Source organism: Bacteroidales bacterium, from assembly GCA_014860575.1.
Classification (GTDB): domain Bacteria; phylum Bacteroidota; class Bacteroidia; order Bacteroidales; family JAAYJT01; genus JAAYJT01.
Window position 1 is genome coordinate 22,112 of sequence record JACZJK010000036.1, and the last position, 22,235, is coordinate 44,346.

20 protein-coding genes are annotated in these 22,235 nt (G+C 42.1%); 10 read left to right on the forward strand and 10 right to left on the reverse strand.

Going from position 1 to position 22,235, the window contains the following annotated elements:
• Nucleotides 1-13: 13 nt before the first annotated feature.
• The 7 genes from IH597_09940 to IH597_09970 form a co-directional block, all read right to left on the reverse strand.
• On the reverse strand, nucleotides 14-2,314 hold the full coding sequence (locus tag IH597_09940; protein MBE0662779.1) for an RND family transporter: 2,301 nt from the start codon (nucleotides 2,312-2,314) through the stop codon (nucleotides 14-16).
• A 42-nt stretch (nucleotides 2,315-2,356) separates the two neighbouring features.
• Nucleotides 2,357-2,749 (reverse strand): hypothetical protein, encoded by a 393-nt coding sequence (locus IH597_09945; GenBank protein ID MBE0662780.1) that lies wholly within the window; start codon nucleotides 2,747-2,749, stop codon nucleotides 2,357-2,359.
• A 19-nt stretch (nucleotides 2,750-2,768) separates the two neighbouring features.
• Nucleotides 2,769-3,044: a DUF1858 domain-containing protein gene (locus IH597_09950; protein MBE0662781.1), complete on the reverse strand. Its 276-nt coding sequence runs from the start codon at nucleotides 3,042-3,044 to the stop codon at nucleotides 2,769-2,771.
• A gap of 80 nt (nucleotides 3,045-3,124) precedes the next feature.
• On the reverse strand, nucleotides 3,125-3,463 hold the full coding sequence (locus IH597_09955) for a cupin domain-containing protein (protein ID MBE0662782.1): 339 nt from the start codon (nucleotides 3,461-3,463) through the stop codon (nucleotides 3,125-3,127).
• Nucleotides 3,464-3,498: 35 nt separating this feature from the next.
• Nucleotides 3,499-4,080 (reverse strand): TetR/AcrR family transcriptional regulator, encoded by a 582-nt coding sequence (locus tag IH597_09960; GenBank protein ID MBE0662783.1) that lies wholly within the window; start codon nucleotides 4,078-4,080, stop codon nucleotides 3,499-3,501.
• Between the two features lie 117 nt (nucleotides 4,081-4,197).
• Nucleotides 4,198-4,620: a TetR/AcrR family transcriptional regulator gene (locus tag IH597_09965; GenBank protein ID MBE0662784.1), complete on the reverse strand. Its 423-nt coding sequence runs from the start codon at nucleotides 4,618-4,620 to the stop codon at nucleotides 4,198-4,200.
• 285 nt (nucleotides 4,621-4,905) lie between these two features.
• A complete protein-coding gene (locus IH597_09970; GenBank protein ID MBE0662785.1) occupies nucleotides 4,906-6,501 on the reverse strand; it encodes an aromatic hydrocarbon degradation protein in 1,596 nt (531 codons plus the stop codon).
• A gap of 247 nt (nucleotides 6,502-6,748) precedes the next feature.
• Between IH597_09970 and IH597_09975 the strand changes: the two genes are divergently transcribed.
• Nucleotides 6,749-7,432: a toxin-antitoxin system YwqK family antitoxin gene (locus IH597_09975; protein ID MBE0662786.1), complete on the forward strand. Its 684-nt coding sequence runs from the start codon at nucleotides 6,749-6,751 to the stop codon at nucleotides 7,430-7,432.
• On the opposite strand, the gene IH597_09980 is transcribed toward IH597_09975, so the two are convergent.
• Nucleotides 7,429-8,109 (reverse strand): HAD family hydrolase, encoded by a 681-nt coding sequence (locus IH597_09980; GenBank protein MBE0662787.1) that lies wholly within the window; start codon nucleotides 8,107-8,109, stop codon nucleotides 7,429-7,431. The two genes, IH597_09975 and IH597_09980, sit on opposite strands and share 4 nt — an antisense overlap.
• Before the next feature lie 135 nt (nucleotides 8,110-8,244).
• On the opposite strand from IH597_09980, the gene IH597_09985 reads away from it, so the two are divergent.
• From IH597_09985 to IH597_10015, 7 genes are all read left to right on the forward strand, one after another.
• The gene (locus IH597_09985) at nucleotides 8,245-8,991 is read left to right on the forward strand and encodes a T9SS type A sorting domain-containing protein (GenBank protein ID MBE0662788.1); all 747 of its coding nucleotides are present in this window, start codon (nucleotides 8,245-8,247) and stop codon (nucleotides 8,989-8,991) included.
• 41 nt (nucleotides 8,992-9,032) lie between these two features.
• Nucleotides 9,033-11,333, forward strand: a complete 2,301-nt coding sequence (locus IH597_09990) for a TonB-dependent receptor (GenBank protein MBE0662789.1) — start codon at nucleotides 9,033-9,035, stop codon at nucleotides 11,331-11,333.
• A gap of 111 nt (nucleotides 11,334-11,444) precedes the next feature.
• Nucleotides 11,445-12,926 (forward strand): hypothetical protein, encoded by a 1,482-nt coding sequence (locus tag IH597_09995; GenBank protein ID MBE0662790.1) that lies wholly within the window; start codon nucleotides 11,445-11,447, stop codon nucleotides 12,924-12,926.
• 592 nt (nucleotides 12,927-13,518) lie between these two features.
• Nucleotides 13,519-16,017: a DNA translocase FtsK 4TM domain-containing protein gene (locus IH597_10000; protein MBE0662791.1), complete on the forward strand. Its 2,499-nt coding sequence runs from the start codon at nucleotides 13,519-13,521 to the stop codon at nucleotides 16,015-16,017.
• A 20-nt stretch (nucleotides 16,018-16,037) separates the two neighbouring features.
• The gene (locus tag IH597_10005; GenBank protein MBE0662792.1) at nucleotides 16,038-16,658 is read left to right on the forward strand and encodes an outer membrane lipoprotein carrier protein LolA; all 621 of its coding nucleotides are present in this window, start codon (nucleotides 16,038-16,040) and stop codon (nucleotides 16,656-16,658) included.
• A 48-nt stretch (nucleotides 16,659-16,706) separates the two neighbouring features.
• Nucleotides 16,707-17,285, forward strand: a complete 579-nt coding sequence (locus IH597_10010) for a hypothetical protein (protein ID MBE0662793.1) — start codon at nucleotides 16,707-16,709, stop codon at nucleotides 17,283-17,285.
• 9 nt (nucleotides 17,286-17,294) lie between these two features.
• The gene (locus tag IH597_10015) at nucleotides 17,295-17,564 is read left to right on the forward strand and encodes an acylphosphatase (protein ID MBE0662794.1); all 270 of its coding nucleotides are present in this window, start codon (nucleotides 17,295-17,297) and stop codon (nucleotides 17,562-17,564) included.
• Nucleotides 17,565-17,866: 302 nt separating this feature from the next.
• Here IH597_10015 and mnmD read toward each other — a convergent pair whose 3' ends face one another.
• Nucleotides 17,867-18,553 carry a tRNA (5-methylaminomethyl-2-thiouridine)(34)-methyltransferase MnmD gene (gene mnmD, locus IH597_10020; GenBank protein ID MBE0662795.1) on the reverse strand — a complete coding sequence of 229 codons (687 nt, stop codon included), beginning with the start codon at nucleotides 18,551-18,553 and terminating at the stop codon, nucleotides 17,867-17,869.
• 162 nt (nucleotides 18,554-18,715) lie between these two features.
• Between mnmD and IH597_10025 the strand changes: the two genes are divergently transcribed.
• Nucleotides 18,716-19,783 carry a ketoacyl-ACP synthase III gene (locus IH597_10025; GenBank protein ID MBE0662796.1) on the forward strand — a complete coding sequence of 356 codons (1,068 nt, stop codon included), beginning with the start codon at nucleotides 18,716-18,718 and terminating at the stop codon, nucleotides 19,781-19,783.
• Between the two features lie 115 nt (nucleotides 19,784-19,898).
• A complete protein-coding gene (locus IH597_10030) occupies nucleotides 19,899-20,606 on the forward strand; it encodes a 3'-5' exonuclease (GenBank protein ID MBE0662797.1) in 708 nt (235 codons plus the stop codon).
• Nucleotides 20,607-20,650: 44 nt separating this feature from the next.
• Here IH597_10030 and IH597_10035 read toward each other — a convergent pair whose 3' ends face one another.
• Nucleotides 20,651-21,928: a gliding motility-associated C-terminal domain-containing protein gene (locus tag IH597_10035; protein ID MBE0662798.1), complete on the reverse strand. Its 1,278-nt coding sequence runs from the start codon at nucleotides 21,926-21,928 to the stop codon at nucleotides 20,651-20,653.
• Nucleotides 21,929-22,235: the final 307 nt, after the last annotated feature.

The window sequence follows — 22,235 nt, forward strand, 5'->3', positions numbered from 1 at the left end:
ACAGGCTGAAAGTTTACTGATTGGGCGAATTACTTTTTCTTTCAAAAACTTTTGATCCATATATCAACACCAACATGATGCTGAGCGTACCAACAAGACTTGTAAACATGTTCATTGATACCAATGTGCCCAGTGTTCGGTTTGGCGGAAAAACAGAGAACATCAACACTAAAAATCCCGCAATAACCACAATGGCATTGAAAAGAATTGCCTTGCCGGTAACATTTACCGTGGTATATAATGCAGGAAGCTTCTTGCCCGATGCTGCCAGATTCATTTTGTAGTTCTGAATAAAATGGATGGCATAATCAATGCCAATTCCAATAGCAATGCTCGACAGCAAGGCAGTAGCTGTGCTGAGTGGGATGTTCAGAGCGCCCATTACGCCAAAGCTGATGACAGCAGTGATAATAATTGGAACCGACCCGATCAAACCCACTTTAATGCTGCGGAACATCCAGCTTAGGAGTATGATCACCAGGATCAATGAAAGTAGGATGCTCATGATTTGTCCTTCGAGGATAAGTTCACTAAACACCAAAGCCTTGTATCCTGAACCTGAATAATTTATCTCAATGCCTGCTACTGAAAACCGGTCTTTATACGATTCAATCACGGCAATTGCCTCGCTGATGGTTTTTGAGTCGTCGCTTTTAAGCTGAAAAGTAATATTGGTCATGTCGTAGCCATAGTTAACGACCTTCAGCAAGTTTTCAGGATCGCCCGACATTTCGTAGAGCAGCAGGTATTGAGCCACCATGTCGCTGGTTTCAGGGATGGCATAAAAATCAGGGTCTCCGGCATTCATCACCTTATGCATGCGCTTCAGATAGTCCGTCAGTGCAAACGAGTTGCCTACCAACGGCACATTTTCAGTGGCTTGCTGCACTTCATCAATCAAACGCAGGTTTTCAGCCAATTTAAAGGCATCTTCATTATCGGCCTCCAGTATGAGGTTCAATGTTGAGGTGCCTCCGAATTTGCTGTTCACAAAAGCATCGGTAAGCACAATGTCGCTGTCTTTTTCAAAATTATCGAGAAAGCTAGAGTTGATCCATACCCATTGCGCCCCGATGATTGATGCCACTACGATGATCCCGGCAGCCAGTTTCACTGCCTTTTTATTCCTGATCAGGCAGTTGCTGAGCCTGGTAGAAAAAACTGAAGGTTTGTTTGTATCTTCCTTGCCCGATTTCAGCTTTTTAAATCCGGTTATCAGCACCACAGAAGGCAGAAATATCATGGCCATTAAAAAGGCGATTAAAATCCCGAAGGCTGTAAATATCCCGAAAAATTTGATCGGGTAAACCTGCGAAGTAAGTAGTGAGATGAATCCTATCATGGTAGTGAATGCGGCCATCAGCAAAGGCTTCCACAATTTCCCAATCACATGCTCGGCGGCTTCGCGGCGACTTGCATCGGGGTTTTCCTTTACAAAGCGGTTCAGATAATTGTAGAAATAAATGCCGTAGGCCACGCCTATGGCAATAAGCATGACCGGTATCATGGTTGTTACCGAATAAATCGGCACCTTCAGGGCAGCCATCAGTCCGAAAGCCCAGATGGTGCTTACCGTAACACCTAAAAGTGTAGCTGCCATTGCCCGGCCACTTTTTAGCAACAGGTATAAAACCAAAGCGATTACAACCAGCACGATAGGAACCATGCGTTTCATATCAGCCGGCCCGAGCAATGCCATCGTTCCTTCAACAATCGGCCTTCCGGCAACATAAATTGTTTCGCTGTCGCTTTCGTATGAATGTGCGAACTCCATAATATGCTGATAGAACTCCTGGGTAAACCCGTTGCTTTTCATACCGGCTACAATTAAAGCCACCGTTTCATCTTCCGAAACAAGCCGGCTGTACACCATTTCATTGTCACGAACAATCATTCTAAGTTCATCCAACTCCTCCTGTGTTTCAGGCGCTGTATGATAAAAAGCCTTTACCTCCAGATCATATTCTGACCCCGTTATATTATCGGCTGTATAAAGCGACATGACATCATTGTCGTCAAACTCTTGCATTTCCTGCAGCCTTTCACTAATTTCTTTAATCTTCTGTAAGGTTTGCGGGTTGTAAATGCTTGATTCGTGCTCAATGGCTATTAAAATCCCGTCTTTTATGTTGAACCATTCTTCGGCCTGATCGCTGTAAATAAATGCCGGATGGGTTTTGGGCATATACTCGTCGAGATTGGTTTCCATACGCCCGTTACGGCGCAGCTCATTCATAAAGTAAATACTAAGTATTACTATTACGGCCATTACAAGCCAGGGATAGCGGATTGATTTTTCAAGTAGTTTTTTCATTTTTATGTTTGTTAATATTAACTAACTTATGGGTTAAAAAAATTAATTGCTTTTTGAGAAGCGATTATAATATTTATAGGACACTATCGCAAACAAGCTAGTAAATGCCAGGCGAAAGATTAAAGCACCGGTAGTCTTTGGCTCGTGCAGACCACCGCTGTTTGCATAAATCAGGAAGGAAACCAAAGCGATAAAGAGCACGGCAACAGCAAGAATTAAAATCTGGGTTGTCCATTTTTTGTGATTCCAAAAACCATAAGCAGCCACAAAATAACACAGGGAACAAATAAAATTAGCGATTACTACAAACAGCACATAATTGCCTTCCATTTCCCTGATACCAAACAAATCGAAAAAGATGGAGAAGGTCATAAACAAAGTAAGAGCAGCAAATGCAGCTAAGATAATCGCAGAAATTTTGGGAATATATTTCATCCTGGGTTTTGTTTTATAATTATTGAATGACATTATAGTTTGTCATTAGTGAATGTAGGTTTTTAAGTTTGTTTGGTGCGTCTTTTTCATTCACGGCATCCTGCACCATTACAATAAACTTGTCCAATGGAACTCTATGAATGAATGCCGCGGTTTTTACAGTAATAAATCTCGCCAGCAATTTTCGCAAACCAAACCCTCCCACACGTTTGATCCCGAATATTTCCATAACATCTGCAATATCTCCGTATTCATCCAATATTTCTGACACATAAGTTTTTTTTGTGATTTTCATCATTCATATTTTATAGGTAAATTTTCAACTGCTATGATTTGATAATGCTATCCACAAACCTGAACTTTAAATGTCCAGGCTTAAAGAATTCTGGCGTTTTGGGTTGGTTTAGGCGCTTTTACCACCATAATCCTTGCCTGATCATCTGACGAATTATACAGGCAGTGCACGATATTTTTCGGACTTTCCACAAGTATGCCGGCAGGAATGGTTTTACGTTCATCGCCTACCAAAATATCGGGCGAGCCTTCTAGCACAAAGAAAAATACATCAACAGGCGTTAAATGCGGTTTCAACTGCTCCCCGGGTTGCAATTTTATGTGCATAACCTGCACTTCGGGTTTGTCGTATAATGGCCTTACATCCACCTTGTGCGGTGTGTCTTTGATCTGCTGTGTTTTCCAGTCAACTGATTTCATAGCTTAATAGATTTAATGGTTTATAAAAGGTGTTGTTATTTAATGCTTATTAGAGGCCTGATGGTTTCAAACATGGCTGCGCCTTCCTGAGTCAGGTTGAATGCATAGCCGCTTATTTGCCATTGTTTCGCGAGCAGCCTGAGCGAACCCATAATCATCACAGCCAGATGTTTGGGGTTCAGGTTTGGATCAACCTCAGCGTTTTGCTGGCCTTTTTCCAGGATGTTTTGTACCATCAGGGTATTTTGTTCCATGATTGCAGCAACCTTATTGCTCAGCGATGTTTCGTTGCGGAATAATTCTTCTGAAAAAATCACTGCAAGTAGCTGGGGTTTCTCAGAAAAACTTTTAAAATGCCTGTTGAAAATGTTTGAAATTTTTTCAAAAGCAGTTGATTCGCTGTTCAATTCGCTTTCAAGGATGTTTTTCATATTGTTAAAAAAGTAGTCAAGTATACTTTTCAGAATCTCGATCTTGTTGTCGTAATGCCGGTAGATGGCAGGCTCGGATATTCCTATTTCTTTCGAAATATTTTTCATAGTCAGACCCTGAATACCTTTCTCCGCAATCAATTCAATGGATGCTTCAATAATTTCCTGTTGTCGTTGGGTTAGCATATTTTTATTGTTTAAGTGTTAAATTCAGCTTAACTGCTTCATAATTTTCCGGAATGATGACAAGGTGAGGGCCGTGAGGTACTGCGAATCCAGGTCAGACCTGATTTCGCCGTTTATCTACCCTTCCTTGATAAAGCTGCTGAGTACCCTGTTATTCAAAGCAATCAGCTCATCCATTTTATTTCTTAGTTCATCGCTCTTTTCATAAAGCTCATCTGAGAAAATAATTGTAATAAACAATGGGGCATCAGTAAGCGTTCGGTAATGATTTTTTAGAATGATTTCAATTTTATCCATAGCACCATTCTCTACAGACGACAATTGAGTAAAGTTTTCTTCAATCCGGCTTTTAAAATTATCAAGAATTGTAATAATTATCTGATCCCGGCCTCCGATACTTTTGTATATTATGGACTTACTTAGACCTGTGAGAGCACTTATATTTCTTACAGTCAATCCGGGAATCCCATAAAGCGAGATTAGCTGAAGTGCTGCGCTGATAATTATGCTTGGTTTGCGGATTTGTGTTACAGAGCTCATTTTCGTTTCATTATAATTCTTGTTAATCAAATAACGAGTTTTATTTTTACTGCTATTTTTTGCCTTATTAAGGCTTACATGTTTATAAAACGCTGCAAAGTTAGTTAATGTTCACTAACATGCAAATAATTATTAGAAAATATTTTCAGAAAAATCATAATCATCTAATCTTAAGAGATATTCATGTGGGAAAAAAATGCCTGCAAAAAAAAGCAGTGGTATGATGTTGTGATCATACCACTGCTTCAGCAGGAAACAATGTAAAAATTAAATTCTATGCTAAAATCATAAACTAAAATCAACCCCTAAGGCAGCTACAAATGCCTTACGGTTATAAATTTCCTTATATAGTCCGAAATCCCTTGTATCTTCAATATACCAGGTATTCATTACACCGAGGTTCACACCAAAGTTTTCGCTAAAATTATAACGGAAACCACCGCCAAGACTGTTGGTTGACAGGCTATGACTCAGATCGGTCTGGTAGTTTTCATTTACACCTGTGCGGGTTGCAAGATAACCGGCGCTGATGAGCAATTTATCAGTGATTGAATACTCAACTCCGAAAGCAACTTCAACATAATCAGAATCCATAAAAACATTGTTTTGAACGTAGTCGGTGCCAACTTTACGGCCATATTTCGCGGTTCTGTCAAAATAGTTGTGCATTCCTAAGTGAAGTCCCAATTTTTGTGTTGGCCTCCATTGCATACCAACTGAAAGCATGGCGGGCATATCACTTGGAATTTCTTCTTTATCAGGATAAAGGCCAACATCGTCAATTTCCGTTTCATTGGTCACATTGATTTTAGTCCTGAATTCATATTTTACGGCAATATTAAAATTCTCGGTAAACTGCATATTCATACCAATTATAGGGGTAATGCCTGAACCGCTTTGTGTGGCCTCAACAGCCAAATCTCTTGTAGCGTTTGCGTTATTTCCCATAGCCACCGAATTTGCAGCATAGCCGGCTGAAGCGCCAAGGAAAAATTGCTGTGCCTGTGCGATGGTCATCCCTTGCGGATTTCCACCTAATTGCGTAATGGTTCCCTGCAGTAGTGCTACCTGTTCAGGGGTTAAACCAGCCATGGTTCCATTGGCCAGGGGAACTCCTCCTCCACCACCATTAATAATAGGCTGAAGGTTGTTTCCTGTTGCCTGCAAGGTAGCAGAAACAGTACTTAGGTAGCCTGAAAATTCAGTGAAGAAAGTTGGGGCAGAGCGCATACTTCCATCATAGCCCAATGCCGCGAAGGTAGGATTGATCTGGATGTTGCGTAAATATCCGCTATAGGAATTGGAAATCGTTACGTACCTGGCACCAAAGCTCAAAGATAATTGATCATGAACGCGGTATGAAATACCACCCTGAAAACCATAGAATACTGACTTTCCTTCAAATCTGGTATCGAAACTGTAAGCAGTGGTAGGAACACCTCCGGCGCTTAAAGCACCTGGAATCGTGGAAGGTTGCATTTCAAAGGATGGCAGACCTTCTTCAAACAAGGCACCACCGCCACCGCCAATGGGATTGAAACCAAGTGAAATTGCGAGCCTGTCCTTTTTATAGGCAGCATAAACTGAAGGGAACAAGGGTGCTAATACGGTTCCTTCAAACTCGCTTTTATTCATGCCTGGAAAAGTGCTTTCAATATTCCGGGTTTGAGTTATATACTGGTTACTGATTGAGAAATGCAAGCCATTTTTCAATGAAGTCAAACCAGCAGGGTTAAAGTACACTGCATCAAAGCCGTAAGATGCATCACGGGCAGGCATCCGGATAAATGAAGCACTTTGATTGGTGTTGTGAACAATACCTCCGGCCATGACTGAATATCCCAATGCCAGGAGTCCAATAATAATGAATGCTTTTTTCATATTTGTAGTTTTGGTTAACGGCGACGAAATTAAACCAATGTATCGGATTAACAAAATCAATCAACCTTCATGTTAATATGTCCTATGATGCACAAAACATGATCATTATGTAAATCTTACTTAATGCACATTTATTGAGTGAAAAATTTATACCTGTAAAAACCCTTATTCAATAAAAATACCTGATCTTCGTTACAGCATTTTCATTCTGATTATGATCCGGGAAATCCATACAAAAATTCGTTTTTTGCTGATTGCAGTTTTCATGTTGGGGCCATTTGTTTTGTCCTCAGCTCAGGAACCAAACAGTATTTTCAATCAACAGGATGAGCAGGGAAGAAAACAGGGATCGTGGAAAAAAACCAACGAAGAAGGAAAATTGGTGTATGAAGGCCAGTTTCTTAACGATAAGCCTTACGGGGAGTTCAGGTATTTTTATCCCAATGGCAAGCTAAGGGTAAAAATGCTTTTTAGCGAAACCAGTGATACGGCAAAAACAATTCATTATCATCAGAACCAAATGGTTCAAAGTGAAGGAATGTATGTGGATCAAAAAAAAGAAGGCCATTGGAAATTTTATAATGAATCAGGTGTTTTGGTTTCGGAAGAAAATTACAAGCATGATCTTAGGGATGGGCAATTGCGTAGTTATTATGCAGATGGAACTTTGCTGGAAGAGCAAAACTTTAGCATGGGCAAGCAGATTGGCTCCTGGAAACAATACCATCCGAACGGCAGTTTAAAACACGATATAAAGTTTGAAAACGGCCTGATGCATGGGCCTGCATCCTATTATTTCCCAGATGGTGGGCTCTATTTAACCGGAAATTATATTCAAGGTCTGAAAAATGGTGAATGGGTCAGATACAAAACAGATGGGGAAATTGAAACCACCGAAATCTGGATTATGGGAATCAATGAAAACGTTTAGATTGAATGACCGTTTAAAAGTGCTGGTAAGGCTGCAAGGCTTTTTAACACCGGTTTGCCTGTCGCTTCCAGGCGGAGTTCAGATTGGTGTCCGTTAGCAATCAACATACATTGCCAGCCCATTTCCTCAGCCACTTCAAAATCATGAATTGTATCGCCAACCAGAAGTATTTCCTTTGGTTTTGCCTCAATCATCTGTTGTAATCTCTTTGCCGAACCCAGTTTACCATCTGCATAATGATCGCTGGTTCCGGCAATAAAATTAAAAAACTGAGGTATTCCTTTTTCAGTTAATGAGGTTTCAAGCAATTGCTGCTCCATAGCCGAAAGAATATATTGCGGTAGCTGTAGCGCCAAAATCTGATTGAGCACTTCCATCACTTCCGGAAACAAATTGCAATTGAGTAAGTGCTCACGGTAAATATCAATAAACTGAATGGCAACAACATCAAAAGGCTCTTGCAAAAAATTGAAACCTGCCTTTTCATAATACGCCCTCACCGGGAAACCAAAAACATCCCTGTAAGATTCATAATCTAATTGATGGAGGTTTCGTGCACCAAGCATTATGTTGATCGAGTCAACACAAATATGCACATCGTCGAGCAATGTCCCGTTCCAGTCCCACACAATGGCTTTGACTTTCTGATCCGTATTTTTTTCTTTCTTAGTTATCATGGCGCAAAACTAAACAGTTTTAAGGAAGTTTTCTATGCCGGCTTTGTGTGAACACCAAAACAAGCTTGCTTCTCAAGTGTTGTTTCTGAACCAGAAACCAATAATTTTGTAATCAGTTTCATTCAATCCTGCAGTATGAAAAGACTTGTCGCTTCCCTGATCATTTATTTCGCATTCTCTGCCGTGCTTTTCGGGCAGTGCGAGCCCAATATGGTGTATACCCGTCCAGGAATCTACCCCGACAGCGCTACCGGTTTTCCACCCGCGGTAGCCACCTATGAGTACAACCTTGTAATCACGGCTGTAATTCCGGCTGATACGATCCTATTTCCGCTTCCACTTCTTCCTATTGACTCGATAGGCGTATATGAAATTTCCGGCTTACCTGAAGGTTTTCAGGCGATCCCAAACCGGCCTTCGGGTTATTGGCCAGGCGGGACTTCAGGGTGTATGTTGATTACAGGCACCGCAACACAGGCGCAGCTTGGCAACTATCCGTTAACAATTAAGGCTGTCGGATACATGGGTGGGTTCGGAATACCATATACTTATGAAATTACATATTATAGCATCCTTGTGCTGGATTCCCTTGCCTTTGGTATTCCTGATCTGCCTGAAAATGGCAACATCAGAATGCAGGCTTTTCCCAATCCATTTGTAAAGTATGTTAATGTAGATTTTTATGCCGACTTGCCCGGAACCTATGAATTTAGGTTGTTTGATGCCACCGGGCGCTTAATGATAAGCAAAGAGACCAAGACTAAAAGAGGAGAAAATAATCTGAGAATTGACGGTTCGAACCTGAAACAAGGAATATATTATTGCGTATTGCAGCATTCGGAGGGAAATATCAGATCGGCGTTTAAGCTGATAAAACAGTAAGGTTTTGTATTTCGGTTTGTGATCAACAACCAATTCACCCCATGAAAATTAAGTGTTTGATTTTTTGTGCATTGCTGGTTTCAGTCGCAACTTTCTCGCAAAAGCCAGTAGTTAAAGGCCATGTGCTTGATGCCACCACAGGCGATCCATTGCCAGGTGTCAATATCTTTTTCAGCAACGAACATGGCGTAGCAAGCGATGCCGACGGCTATTACAGCATTGTGGCAGAAACCGGTAAAACACGGATGCAATACCGTTTTATAGGATATAACACCATTGTCAGAAACCTCGAACTGCGCGAAGGAGAAACAGTTACTATTGACATTAGCATGGAGGCTCAGACTCATTTGCTAAATGAATTGGTTGTCAGCGCTTCGCGCTACGAAGAAAAGATTTCCGATGTGGTTGTATCAATGGAAGTAATAAATGTGGCAACCGTTGAAAGAACGCACACAATTTCAGTTGAATCGGCCTTGCAGCAGGTTCCGGGAGTTATGTTTCTTGACGACCAGGTAAGTATTCGCAGCGGCAATGGATACAGCTATGGCGTAGGTTCAAGGGTTATGTTACTTGTGGATGATCTGCCAATGCTTACCGGGGGCGGTGGTGAAGCGAAATGGGGTTTTGTTCCACTTGAAAATCTAAGTCAGATTGAGGTCATAAAAGGCGCTTCTTCGGCGCTTTATGGTTCTTCGGCATTGAATGGCGTGATAAATATCAGGACCGCCTACCCGGGTGAGAAACCGGAAAGCAGCATCATTGCTTACAGCGGCCTGTATGGTGAACCAAAGCGCCGCGAAATAGCATGGTGGAGCGATGACAAGCCTTTTTATTCAGGTGCGCGGTTCTCACACAGCCGACGGATCGGCAATTTTGATCTCGTGGCCGGAGCCAATGTTCACACCGACAAAGGTTACCGTGAAAATGAAAATGAGCGCTCTGTCAGGCTCAACATCAATACCCGTTACAGAAGTAAGAGAATTGAAGGCTTGTCTGGTGGGATAAATGGCAATGCAATGTTCAGCGAAGGGGGAAACTTCCTGCTCTGGCTTGATGGCGATACAGGCGTTTACCGTGCATCACCATCCTTTGATCAGAACTTCAGGAATACGCGTTTCAATCTGGATCCGCATCTTAGCTATCACACCGAAAAAAACAGAAGGCATACGCTCAAAGGCCGTATTTTCAAGGTAACTTATGATAATGACACCATCATGCATAACTATGATGATTCGTACTTCGCGGAATATCAATACCTGAAAAGATTGGAAAATGATTTTTCGTTGACCGCTGGAGCCAGCGCTACTTATATCCAATCGCTATCGAACCTGTTTGGCAATGCAAAACATACCGCCAACAACCAATCCATATATTTTCAAACCGAAAAGCGTTATCAGAAATGGAGATTCTCGCTGGGTGGCCGATACGAACTACATGCCATCAATGATGTGAGGGAGAAGTCAAAACCTTTGGTCCGGGCAGGCATCAATTACCAGGCAGGAACTTACACTTTTTTCCGAAGCAGTTTTGGCCAGGGGTTCCGCTATCCGGCCATTGCTGAAAAATACGCTGCCACCGAGGTTGGGGCGCTCAAGATTTTCCCCAACGATACCCTGCGGCCTGAATATGGTTGGAATGCCGAAATTGGCGTCAAACAGGGTTTTCAAATGGGCAATCTGCGCGGTTATGCCGATGCTGCTATTTTCTGGAGCGAATATGAGGACATGATAGAGTTTACCTTTGGGCAGCATTATCCGCCTGAAATCTCAAATCCTACACTTAACGATTTCTTTAAATATACAGGATTCAAAGCATTCAATGTAAGTAATGCCCGCATCGCCGGCTTTGAAATCAGTTTTATCGGAGAAGGCAAATCAGGCCCGGTTGCTTACAGTTTTAATGCAGGCTACACTTTTACTGATCCGGTTGACAAAGACTTTGATAAGCAAAAGCCACTTACAACGTCAACGGATAAAAACATCCTGAAATACCGTTTTTATCATGGTGCAAAACTTGCTGTTGATGCCAAATACAAGAAATTCTCAAGCGGGCTAAACATTGATTATCACAGCTATATCATCAACATTGATCTGGCTTTTGAAGATTCGTTACGCGTGAATGGAATTGGCCTTCCAATATTCATACTTCCCGGAATGTATGAATACCGACAAGCCAATAACACCGGCGATGTACTCTTCAACTGGCGTATCGCGTGGGAACCTACAGCCATTCTCAGGCTTTCATTTATTATCAACAACCTCTTCAACCGCGAGTATATGACCCGCCCTGCCGATGTTGGCCCTCCAAGATCTTTTGCAATGCAAATGGCACTGAAAATTTAGTTAAGGGTGTAATTACCTGAACATATTCAAATTCAAGGCATGATAATTGTAACGAAAACCACGTTTTCAGGCGCTTGAAGACCCATTACTTACCCTTAAATCCAAACTAAAATGAATGCCCCACAAAAAACCACCATCCTGGTTTGTGCTGTAAGTTTATTTATGCTTGCCAATTTCCCAGGTTTCGCGCAAGAAAGTTTCAAACTTTCTGCCTACAAAAACCCTGATTACACTTACAGAATGCTCGATTTTAATTTTAACCTTGACGGGAATAATTACTTTAGAAAGGAAATTCTCGACGACAACCTCTCCAATTCAAATGCATTCACACGTTTTAATGCTACTTTAAGCCCAACGTACAATGCAAGAAAAAACACAGCAAGGTATCAGGGCTTTCAATATGCCCGCTTAGGTATTACACCAGCATGGTCATATGACAGAGAAACCCTTGAAAGTCACGTATTTCAGGAAGATATATCTAAAAGCAGAGGCTCTTCTTTTGATTTTTCTGCCTACTCTACCAACCGCTTTTACAATCAAAAACAACAATTTATTGAGCTGGGCTTTAATTTGCAATCCGGACTTGTTCTTGGTAAGGAAGACTATGAATCTACACCTAAAACTTATCCATTTAAATATAAAACCACCCGACAAGATTATAATATTGGCATTGAGATTCCTGTCATGGTTGGGATAGGCAGGATTGAAGAAGTGCAGGATGCGCGCCTGGCTGTTTATATACTTGAAGACCTTGAGAGATCGGGTGACCTGACAAGAGAGCCCAATGCAGATGAGATTCTGGAGTTGGCTCAATTTATCACCCGAATCAAAAACAAAAGATATTTTGATCAGCGCTTGCGCCACATCAGTGAAATCACGGCTGTTGACTCATTACTCGATGCGATGGGTTTGAAAGCCCAATCAGGTGCATCCTACTATACGCTCCTAAATGACAATTGGAGCCATTCAGCAGGCCCGGTACGAAGCAGCGGCAGCCGATTGTCAATCGGACTGCGTCCATCTTTCTTTTTCCAATCGTTTGAGACAGTAAATTACTTCAATGATTCCATAGCTACTCAACCTCAATTGTCCGACTTCAAAAGTGAACAAGAGATAACAGGAATTCTTTTGTTGGCACAGTATGCATTAGAGAAACCCATCAACCTGTATTGGCAAAATTCAACTAACTTTTCGGCTGGATTTAGCCTCAGCCATCAAGACAACAAAACTATGTCGTACGAGATTACAAGTCGTCGCCTTAATATTGCGGCTTCAAATACCGTTGGGTATTACCCCAATAGCAGGACCAGCCTTCAGTTGGGTGCACATGCATCATACAACCATAACTTTTTTGAGTATCCGGAAGATGAAAACGAAGTCTACAGCTTTTCCCCTTCACTCGTGATTGCGGGAATACACGCTTTGGCTGATTACTATGTATCACCACGTTTGAGGCTTAATCTCAGCTTGCAGAGCAACGCTACTTTTGAAACTGAGAAAAGAAAGCCTTTTGGACCTTGGGCAGAACAAAAGATTCAGTATAACAGGTTCAGCACTTATCTTGCGGCCGGATTTGTTTACAGCATTTTTTAAACGCAGCGGAAATTATTAGTTTTCTTCCGGGCCGGATCACATCTCCCATTCAGTCAACAAGAATGAAAAAGATAGTGATCCGGCTTTATATTTGCATTATGTGGATAAAATTGGTGATGCGGATGGATGCTATTTGTGTATCCACTACGTGGAATTAATAGAACTATTCAACCGCTAATCTACAATACTCTATCCGCTACACAGAACCCGCCTCGCTGCATAGTAGATTCGCTGTAGGCGATACATTATTGTTGCAAAGCGCAACCCAACTAATACAAAATACCTCGTAGAGGTTTCATAAATAAAAGATTAGATTAGATATTCACTGATTTATTCTCTTTTGTTCCCAGCTCTTCGCGTCATACTGTTTTGGCCTACAGAATAAGCCAATCAGTGGAAGATGAGATAATGATGAATCAAATCTTTGCGTCCTCGCGTCCTGGCGGTGTGAATTAAAGAGGAATGCACGAAGGGTCACATTTGTGCGTTGAACCTACCCTGATTTTGAAAGTTTTTACCATGCATCAGGGTTCTTTTATCTTTCGTACTTTTGCCACACTATTTATAAAGCAATAAAAGCCAGCAAGCACGAATGTCCCCGAAAGAAAATCAGCCGAAAAGAAACACTTTAAAAAACAGCAGCGTACCCAAAAATACGAGCAAGGGAACTAAGCCAAAGGTGAGAAGAAAAGGCAAGACATTTAGTTTTCTTAAAAATGAGAAATACCATCTTTCAGTTGGGGTTTTCCTGGCGCTGCTTTCCATCTATTTACTTTTTGCCTTCACATCCTACCTGCTGAACTATTTCACCGGTGGCGTGGGAATTGACGATCAGGCAGCTTCCGAGAGTTTCAGGAATATCGTGTTTAATGACAAGCTGCCGGTAAACAACTGGGGTGGACGCCTGGGCGCCTTCTTTGGATGGCAATTTATAAAAGCTGGTTTTGGGATCGCCTCCTACATATTTGTTTTCCTCTTATTCCTTGCAGGCATCAAGCTGTCGCTCAAAGTCAAACTCCTCCCCTGGTGGCGAACGCTGCTCTTCGGCCTGATCCTGGTGATTTGGCTTAGCGTTACAATGGGATTCTTTTTCAGGGAATACGATCTATCAATTCTTGCAGGTGTTTTCGGAACCTATAGCACTGCGTGGCTCGAAGGCCTGATGGGAAGAGTTGGTACTGGCATTTTCCTGTTATTTGTGATCATCATCTACCTTGTTTTCACGGTTAACCTGAAGCTAAGCGGTCTGGTTTCTGAGAGAAAACCTAAACAACATAATGATGTTGAAGAGGATGATGAAGATGAACAGCCTGATAATTTACCAAGAAATATTCCCAAAGAAGATAAATTCAATACAGTTGAGTTTGCCATTGATGAAAAAGAAGGCGGTTCATGGAGTTTTGCCGGCAAAACATCTGAGACAGAAGTTAAACAAACAACTGCCAACACCAAACCCGCTGAAAAACAAAAACAGGCAGAACAAATTGCTGATGTTGAGCTTACGATTGAACAGCCATCCGGCAATGATAACCTACCGATAGATAACAATAAAGAGGATACCGGGCATTTTACCATTGATACTCCGTTCGACCCGACCCTTGACCTGGCCAGCTACCGCTATCCCACTTTCGACTTGCTTGATGACTATGACGATGAAGGCAGCAAGGTTCAGAAAGAAGAACTGGAAGCCAACAAGAACCGTATTGTCCAGACTTTGGGCAACTACTCAATTCAGATTGAAAAGATCAGGGCAACGATCGGGCCTGCCGTAACCCTCTATGAAATTATCCCTGCTCCCGGCATAAGGATTTCAAGGATCAAAAACCTTGAGGACGACATTGCGCTAAGCTTGTCGGCGTTAGGTATCCGCATTATTGCGCCCATCCCCGGCAAAGGAACAATCGGTATTGAGGTTCCTAACCAAAACCCCGAAATTGTTTCAATGAAGTCCATCCTTTCGTCCGAAAGGTTTATGTCATCGAAATATGAACTGCCTTTTGGCATGGGCAAAACCATACAGAACGAAACTTTTGTTGCCGATCTTACCCGCATGCCGCACATCCTGATGGCAGGTGCAACCGGTCAAGGCAAATCAGTTGGATTGAATGCAATCATTGCGTCACTGCTTTTCAAAAAGCATCCTTCGCAGGTGAAGTTTGTGATGATTGATCCCAAAAAAGTAGAGCTGACACTTTTCTCGAAAATCGAGCGCCACTTCCTGGCCAAATTGCCGGATTCAGAAGAAGCCATCATCACAGATACAAGAAAGGTGGTTCGCACGTTGAACTCCCTGAACCTGGAAATGGACATGCGCTATGATCTGCTGAAAGATGCCCAGGTCCGGAATATCAAGGAATACAACACAAAATTCATTTCACGCCGGCTCAATCCAAATGAATCGCACCGTTTCCTGCCTTATATTGTAGTGATCATTGATGAGTTCGCTGATCTGATCATGACCGCCGGTAAAGAAATTGAGGTTCCGCTTACGAGGTTGGCACAGTTGGCGCGCGCCATTGGCATTCACCTTGTAATTGCGACCCAGCGGCCTTCGGTAAATATTATTACCGGATCAATCAAAGCCAATTTCCCGGCCCGTTTTGCTTTCCGTGTGATCTCAAAGATTGATTCACGTACAATCCTTGATTCTTCGGGCGCTGAACAATTGATTGGCCGTGGCGATATGCTGCTTTCTACCGGCAGCGACATGATGCGTTTGCAATGCGCATTTATTGATATACATGAAATTGATAAAATTACTGATTTCATTGGATCGCAAAGAGGCTACCCCGATGCTTTTCATCTGCCTGAATATTATGATGAAGAAACCGAGGCTTCGGAATCTTTCGACCCGAACGAACGCGATGAATTGTTTGAAGATGCTGCCCGGATCATTGTGGCACACCAGCAAGGTTCCACCTCATTGTTGCAGCGTAAACTGAAGTTAGGATACAACCGTGCAGGCCGTATCATTGACCAACTGGAGCAGGCAGGCATAGTCGGCCCTTTTGAAGGAAGCAAGGCCCGCGAAGTGAGAGTTGCCGGAGAAATGGCTTTGGAACAGTTTTTGAAAGACCTTTATAGCAAATAATCGATAATTTATAACCGAAAATGAAAAACACACTTTTTATATTGCTGCTCATGTTGAGCGTAAGCGCCTATGCGCAGGACAAGAAAGCGATCACGCTTCTCAACGAAGTTTCAGAAAAAACCCAATCGTTTGATAATATCAAAATCCGGTTCGAGTATAAAATGCTCAACAAATCCCAGGGCATCAACGAAAGCCTTGATGGCTGGTTGTTATCAAAAGGCGATAAATACAAATTGGATGTGGCCGGGCAACAGATTATCAGCGATGGCAAAACCATGTGGACATTTATGGAATCAGTAAACGAAGTCCAGATCAATGAACCCATGAATGATGAAGAAGGCTTCAACCCAAGGAATTTCCTGAAATCATGGGCTGATAAATTCAAAGCCAAAATATTGAGCGAATCGGGAAATGAGGTAGTGCTCGAACTTTTACCCAAAGAAGCCGCCGCATTTAACAAGGTGCACGTGAAGGTTGATAAAAACAAAAAACAACTTCTGGCCATTACAATGTTCGACGGAACCGGCAATGAATTTGTTTATGCCATTAAGGATTTTATTACCAATGAATCCATTCCCGATTCCAGTTTTCGTTTCAATCCTGCTGATCATCCTGGCATTGAGGTCATTGACCTGCGTTAACATAGAGTTCCTGACGATTTTACCGAAAGTTTAATTAATTTTGCATCAATGCATACCATTGAGCCATATTATAATTGGACGTCGTTGTACGAGTCCGCAACCGATGAGCGCTCCCCTCTTTACGGTCGTGAATATCACGATTCGCTCTGTACTCATACGGTTTATAACTACTATATACATCCCCAGTGGGATGAGATGGGTTCATCCACATTGTACCTTAAAATCCTATTTGTTGATTATAATCTCGGGTTTTGTATAATTGAGCTAATGGGCGAATGGAACGACTGCCTTTATAATGATATCATGTACCTGAAGCAAAACATCGCGGAACCCATGATGGATGAAGGCATCAACAAATTTATCCTGATTGGTGACAATGTGCTCAATTATCACGCGGCTGAAAATGATTATTATCAGGAGTGGTTTGAAGAAGTTGAAGATGGCTGGATTGCGATCCTGAATCTTCGCGACTATATTATTAAGGAATTCGAAACTATCTTTGTGCCAAATTATATTGCCATGAACGGTGTATTAAGCCATTTTAACTGGCGAACCTTCACGCCCGGGCAATTGTTGCTGCAAGTTGAATCGTTAATGGTCAAGCGTTTATCGTCTCATTCATACTAGTTTTTGAATATGGCACTACATTACGACATTACAATCACCGGAAAAGTTCAAAACGTCGGGTTCAGGTTTTATGCTCAAAAAACCGCACATGAGCTGGAAATCACCGGTTTCGTAAAAAACAGCAAGGACGGAAGTGTGCACATCGAAGCCGAAGGTGAAGTGGAAAACCTGAAGCAGTTTGTAGCATGGTGTCATAAAGGCCCGCCCTGGGCAACGGTTGAATCCGTTATTGTGAACCAATCGCCTGTAATGCAACTCAGAGGTTTTTTGGTGGAGTAGCAATGCCGTTATTCAAATTTTGAAGCTGCTTTTAAAAGTTAAATCGAATTCGCTTTAATGTGGCTAAAGCCCGGATTTCTTGTTCTTCCGTTTCCGTTGGCTGAAGCCAACGGCAATTGCATTCAGCAATTTGCGGAGCATTTTCCGCATTAAACTATTTTTTTGATTGGATTTAATCTTCATGCCTGTCATTATTTAAGGTCTTCGATTAACACTGCTGCTGCAATTTTCCGCGTAGCGGATAAGGTATTGTAGAACGATTGTTTGGTTCCTATATAATTCCACGTAGTGGATAAACATATTTATAGAGAACCATAGTGATAAGATTTCTTCATCGCTCTTAGCATTTCCCTTTTCCCAGGCGGACCGGGTAATCGCTCAACCTTGAAACCCGCTTTTGTCATTGAGCGCCGTACTTCGCCCATAGCAGAATAAGTTACCAATACCCCATCATTGTCAGTTGCATCAAACAGTTTCTTAAAAATCTGGTAAGTCCAGAGCTCTGGCTGTACAGCGGGAGCAAAAGCGTCGAAATAAATAAGGTGAAAATGATTCTCCAGCAGATTGGCGTTCTCAATTTTTTGTGCAATTTTTTGAAAAGTGAAATTCCCGTTCATCTGAACTTCACGGCCGAATTCAGTGGCATGCATCGAATCGAAAATTGTTGAAGCATTTTCTTCAGTGAATAATGTTGCGTAGTTGAGTTGTTTCCACATCATCTCTGTCACGGGGAAAGGTTCGCAGGCAGTGTAATGAATTTGCTGGTTTCGAGCCTCGGCTTCAAAAAATGTTAGGAGCGCATTCAAGCCGGTTCCAAAACCTATTTCAAGGATATTGACTTGCTGACTATTACACGCTTTAAGGCCCGCATTTATAAATACATGGCGGGATTCCTGCAACGCCCCATACACCGAATGATAGTGCTCATTCAACTCCTCCATGTAAATAGTGTGCGAGCCGTCTTCAGTTAAAATTAGCTGGTATTTCACAAAACTGTATTTTTGCAAAATTAATATTGTAAACGGTTCTGATAAAAATTTGACAAACTTAGAAAGCCCACAGAAAAGTTCTCAAAAAACATTTTCACATTGTATTCGTTTTGTTAGTACCATTACAAACCCTAAAATTTAGTTTTTAAAAGAATGAAACATCTGAATACTATAATTACCGGCACTGGCAGCTACATTCCAAGCCTTGTAATTCATAATTCCGAATTTACCAAACAGATTTTTTTCGAAAAAGATGAATCCCTCATTGATACTCCCGGCGAAGTAGTAGTAAGTAAATTCCGCGATATTACCGGCATTGCCGAGCGGCGCTGGGTAAATGAGAACCAGACAAATTCTGATATTGCTGCAATTGCAGCCGAAAAAGCTATCAGCGATGCAGGCATTGATCGCGAAACCATTGATCAGATTATCGTGGCCCAAAACTTTGGCGATGTAATCAAAGGTAGCGTACAATCCGATGCGGTACCCAGCCTGGCGTCAAGGGTCAAACATTTGTTGAAAATCAATAACCCTTCTTGCATTCCTTACGATATTATCTTTGGTTGTCCTGGTTGGATACAGGGGATGATACAGGCTGATTCGTTTATCCGCTCTGGTCTTGCCAAACGCTGCCTGGTGATTGGGTCAGAAACCCTATCGCGGGTAGTTGATAAGTACGACCGCGACACCATGATTTTTTCAGATGGCGCTGGAGCAGTGATTGTTGAAGCCCGGGAGTCGGATGAAAAAACAGGGATCCTCTCTACTTCCTTTATGTCGCATACAAATGAAGAAGCTGGTTATCTGTACATGGGAAAATCAAATGCACCCGATAGCGATCCTGCAACCCGCTATATTAAAATGTTTGGCCGTAAAGTTTATGAGTATTCCCTTTCCAATGTTCCGCTTGCAATGAAGATTGCTATGGACAAATCAGGAATCCCGATTGAAGACCTAAAAAAGGTGATCATACACCAGGCCAATGAGAAAATGGATGAAGCCATTGTGAAGCGCTTTTTCAAACTTTATGGAGTGCGGGTAGAAACAAGCGATGTGATGCCAATGAACATTCACGTGCTGGGTAATAGTTCAGTGGCCACGGTTCCAACACTTTACGATATGATTCTGAAAGGTGAGTTAAACGGCCATCAAATCCACGAAGGTGATGTAATCCTTTTTGCCTCTGTTGGCGCCGGAATGAACATCAATGCCTTTGTTTACAAGCAGTAAACCTGCGTAAAGAGGAATTGTTCTGAACGCCAAAATCCAGATTATTCGGATTGGATTTTTTTGAGAATCATTTTTTCATAAATTTACCGGCTATTGAATCATCCAATCCGTCGCCATGCTCAATAATTTAAACATCAGCAGCATCCTGTTTCTCGATATTGAAACGGTGCCACAGTATGCCAATTACCTTGAAGTTCCTGAAACTCTGAGAGCTTTGTGGGATCACAAAACCGAACGCCTGAAACAGGAAGAAACTGATACGCCTGAAAAACTATATGAAAGAGCAGGCATCTATGCTGAGTTCGGTAAAATTATCTGCATATCTGTTGGATTTTTTCACGGCGGGAAGTTCCGCCTGAAATCATTTGCAGCTCATGATGAAAAAGTGCTGCTTGAGGAGTTTGCACAAATGCTTGGTAAAAATTTCTTCAAATCCAACCGTTTGCTCTGTGCGCATAATGGAAAAGAATTCGATTTTCCCTACATAGCCCGGCGAATGCTGATCAACCAGATTCCGCTTCCTGCCATTCTCGATCATTCAGGCAAAAAACCCTGGGAGGTTCCCCATCTTGATACCATGGAACTTTGGCGGTTTGGTGATTATAAAAATTACACTTCGCTTGAACTGCTTGCCACTGTTTTCGGCATTCCGACCCCAAAAGACGATATCAAGGGAAGCGATGTAGGCAAAGTTTACTGGCAGGACAATGACCTGGAACGCATATCACGCTATTGCGAGAAAGATGTGGTGACAATCGCAAGATTATTTCTTTGCTACCGGGGCGAGAAAATATTCAGTGATTCAATGATCGAAGTGGTCTGAAAAGCTTAGCGTTCGCACGTTGGCCGTGAAAAAGCAAGATCATCTCAACGCATAATATGCACTGCACCTTTGAAGGTGTCAATCTTATAAAAGCCGATCGCTTTCAGCACATAAAAATATACCCCATCGGAGGCATTGCCGCCATCCCAATTGCTTTGATAATTATCGCTTGAGTAAATTCTTTTCCCCCAGCGATTAAAAACTTCGAGTTCGAGACGCAAATACTCATCACTGATGATTTTGTTTTTATCGTCATCGCGAACGATTTTGAATTCGTCGTTGGCGCCGTCGCCATTGGGTGTGAACACATTGGGAACAAAAATCGGAGCTTCGCGCAGCAGGATTGTGTAAAGGATTGTTGTATCACAGCCGAACTCATTGGTCACCGTCAGCGTTACTTCATACTCCTGTCCGCCTTCTTTGGCAAACTCTTTGGCATTAAAATAAATATGCGGGGCATCAGGAACAGCGGCATTAACGGAGTCACCATCACCAAAACGCCAGAAGTAATTTGTGATGAAAGGATCGGAAAGATTTTCGGCTGAAAAAACAACCGAAGGATTAGAGATAAAAACTGTATCAGGAACCGCCGTGATTACAATCTCGTTCAGGGTCCTGGTTTTGACTGTAAATACTGAATCCTTCACACATCCTTTATCATCTGTGATCCGTATGGTGTAACTCCCACCGGCAGCGAGATTGCGGGCAATGCTATCGCTCAGCACTTGAATCGGGCTGCCAATCCACTGGTAAGTGTAGGGAGGCGTGCCACCGCCAATGCTTGCAATAACGCTGGCATCAAAACTCTCAGGGCAAACTTCTTCAGGAATCTGAACCAATTCAATCGTAATCTCAGGCAAAACATCCACACTTCCTTTTATAAATTCTGCAGCTAGTGCCTGGCCCTGGAAATAATATCCACTTGTAAAATCCCAGTTAAGATCCGTTGAGCCCGAAACCGGCGTAAACCTGAAAAATACAAGGTTGTCATTGCCGATATTTAAAGGTATATCAGAATCAAAGGTCATGGTTATAACCCCGGTTGAATAGTCTATGCTAAAGTCATCGGGAAGCAGGCTGGGATGTATATTTTCATGTCCACTCTGGGTTAGTACTGCAGGATCGTAATTAATTACAATCAAAAACGAATCAACTCCAAAAAGATCTTCAACATATACAGGCATTGAAAAGAGTTCATCCGGGCAGGCTTCAATTTCCTGCAAATAGGTCCGTATTTGCGAAGATGCAATCTGCACAGCAGAGAAAAGAAATAAGAAGGTAAAGATCAGCGGCTTGATAGTAGGAAAATGCATTTTTTTCATGAAAAAGATTGGAATCAGAAACGATGACAGCATGGGTTTTTCAGCGGGCTAAAATACTCAAAACATAAATACAATGCGATGATTAAACGAGAATCAGGTTTGTTTGGTATTTGGTACGGCGGAAAAAGTAGGCGATCTTGGCATAGCTGGGAAAATGATAAGGCGAGACTGAGAGACGAGATTGCGAGAACAGCTGAAGAGGAGAAGCAACAGGGCTTCAATCCCCTCATTCTTCGGGGCTTGGATCCCTTCCATTACTCCATTACTCCAACACTCTATAACTCCATATCTCCATACAGCAGCACTG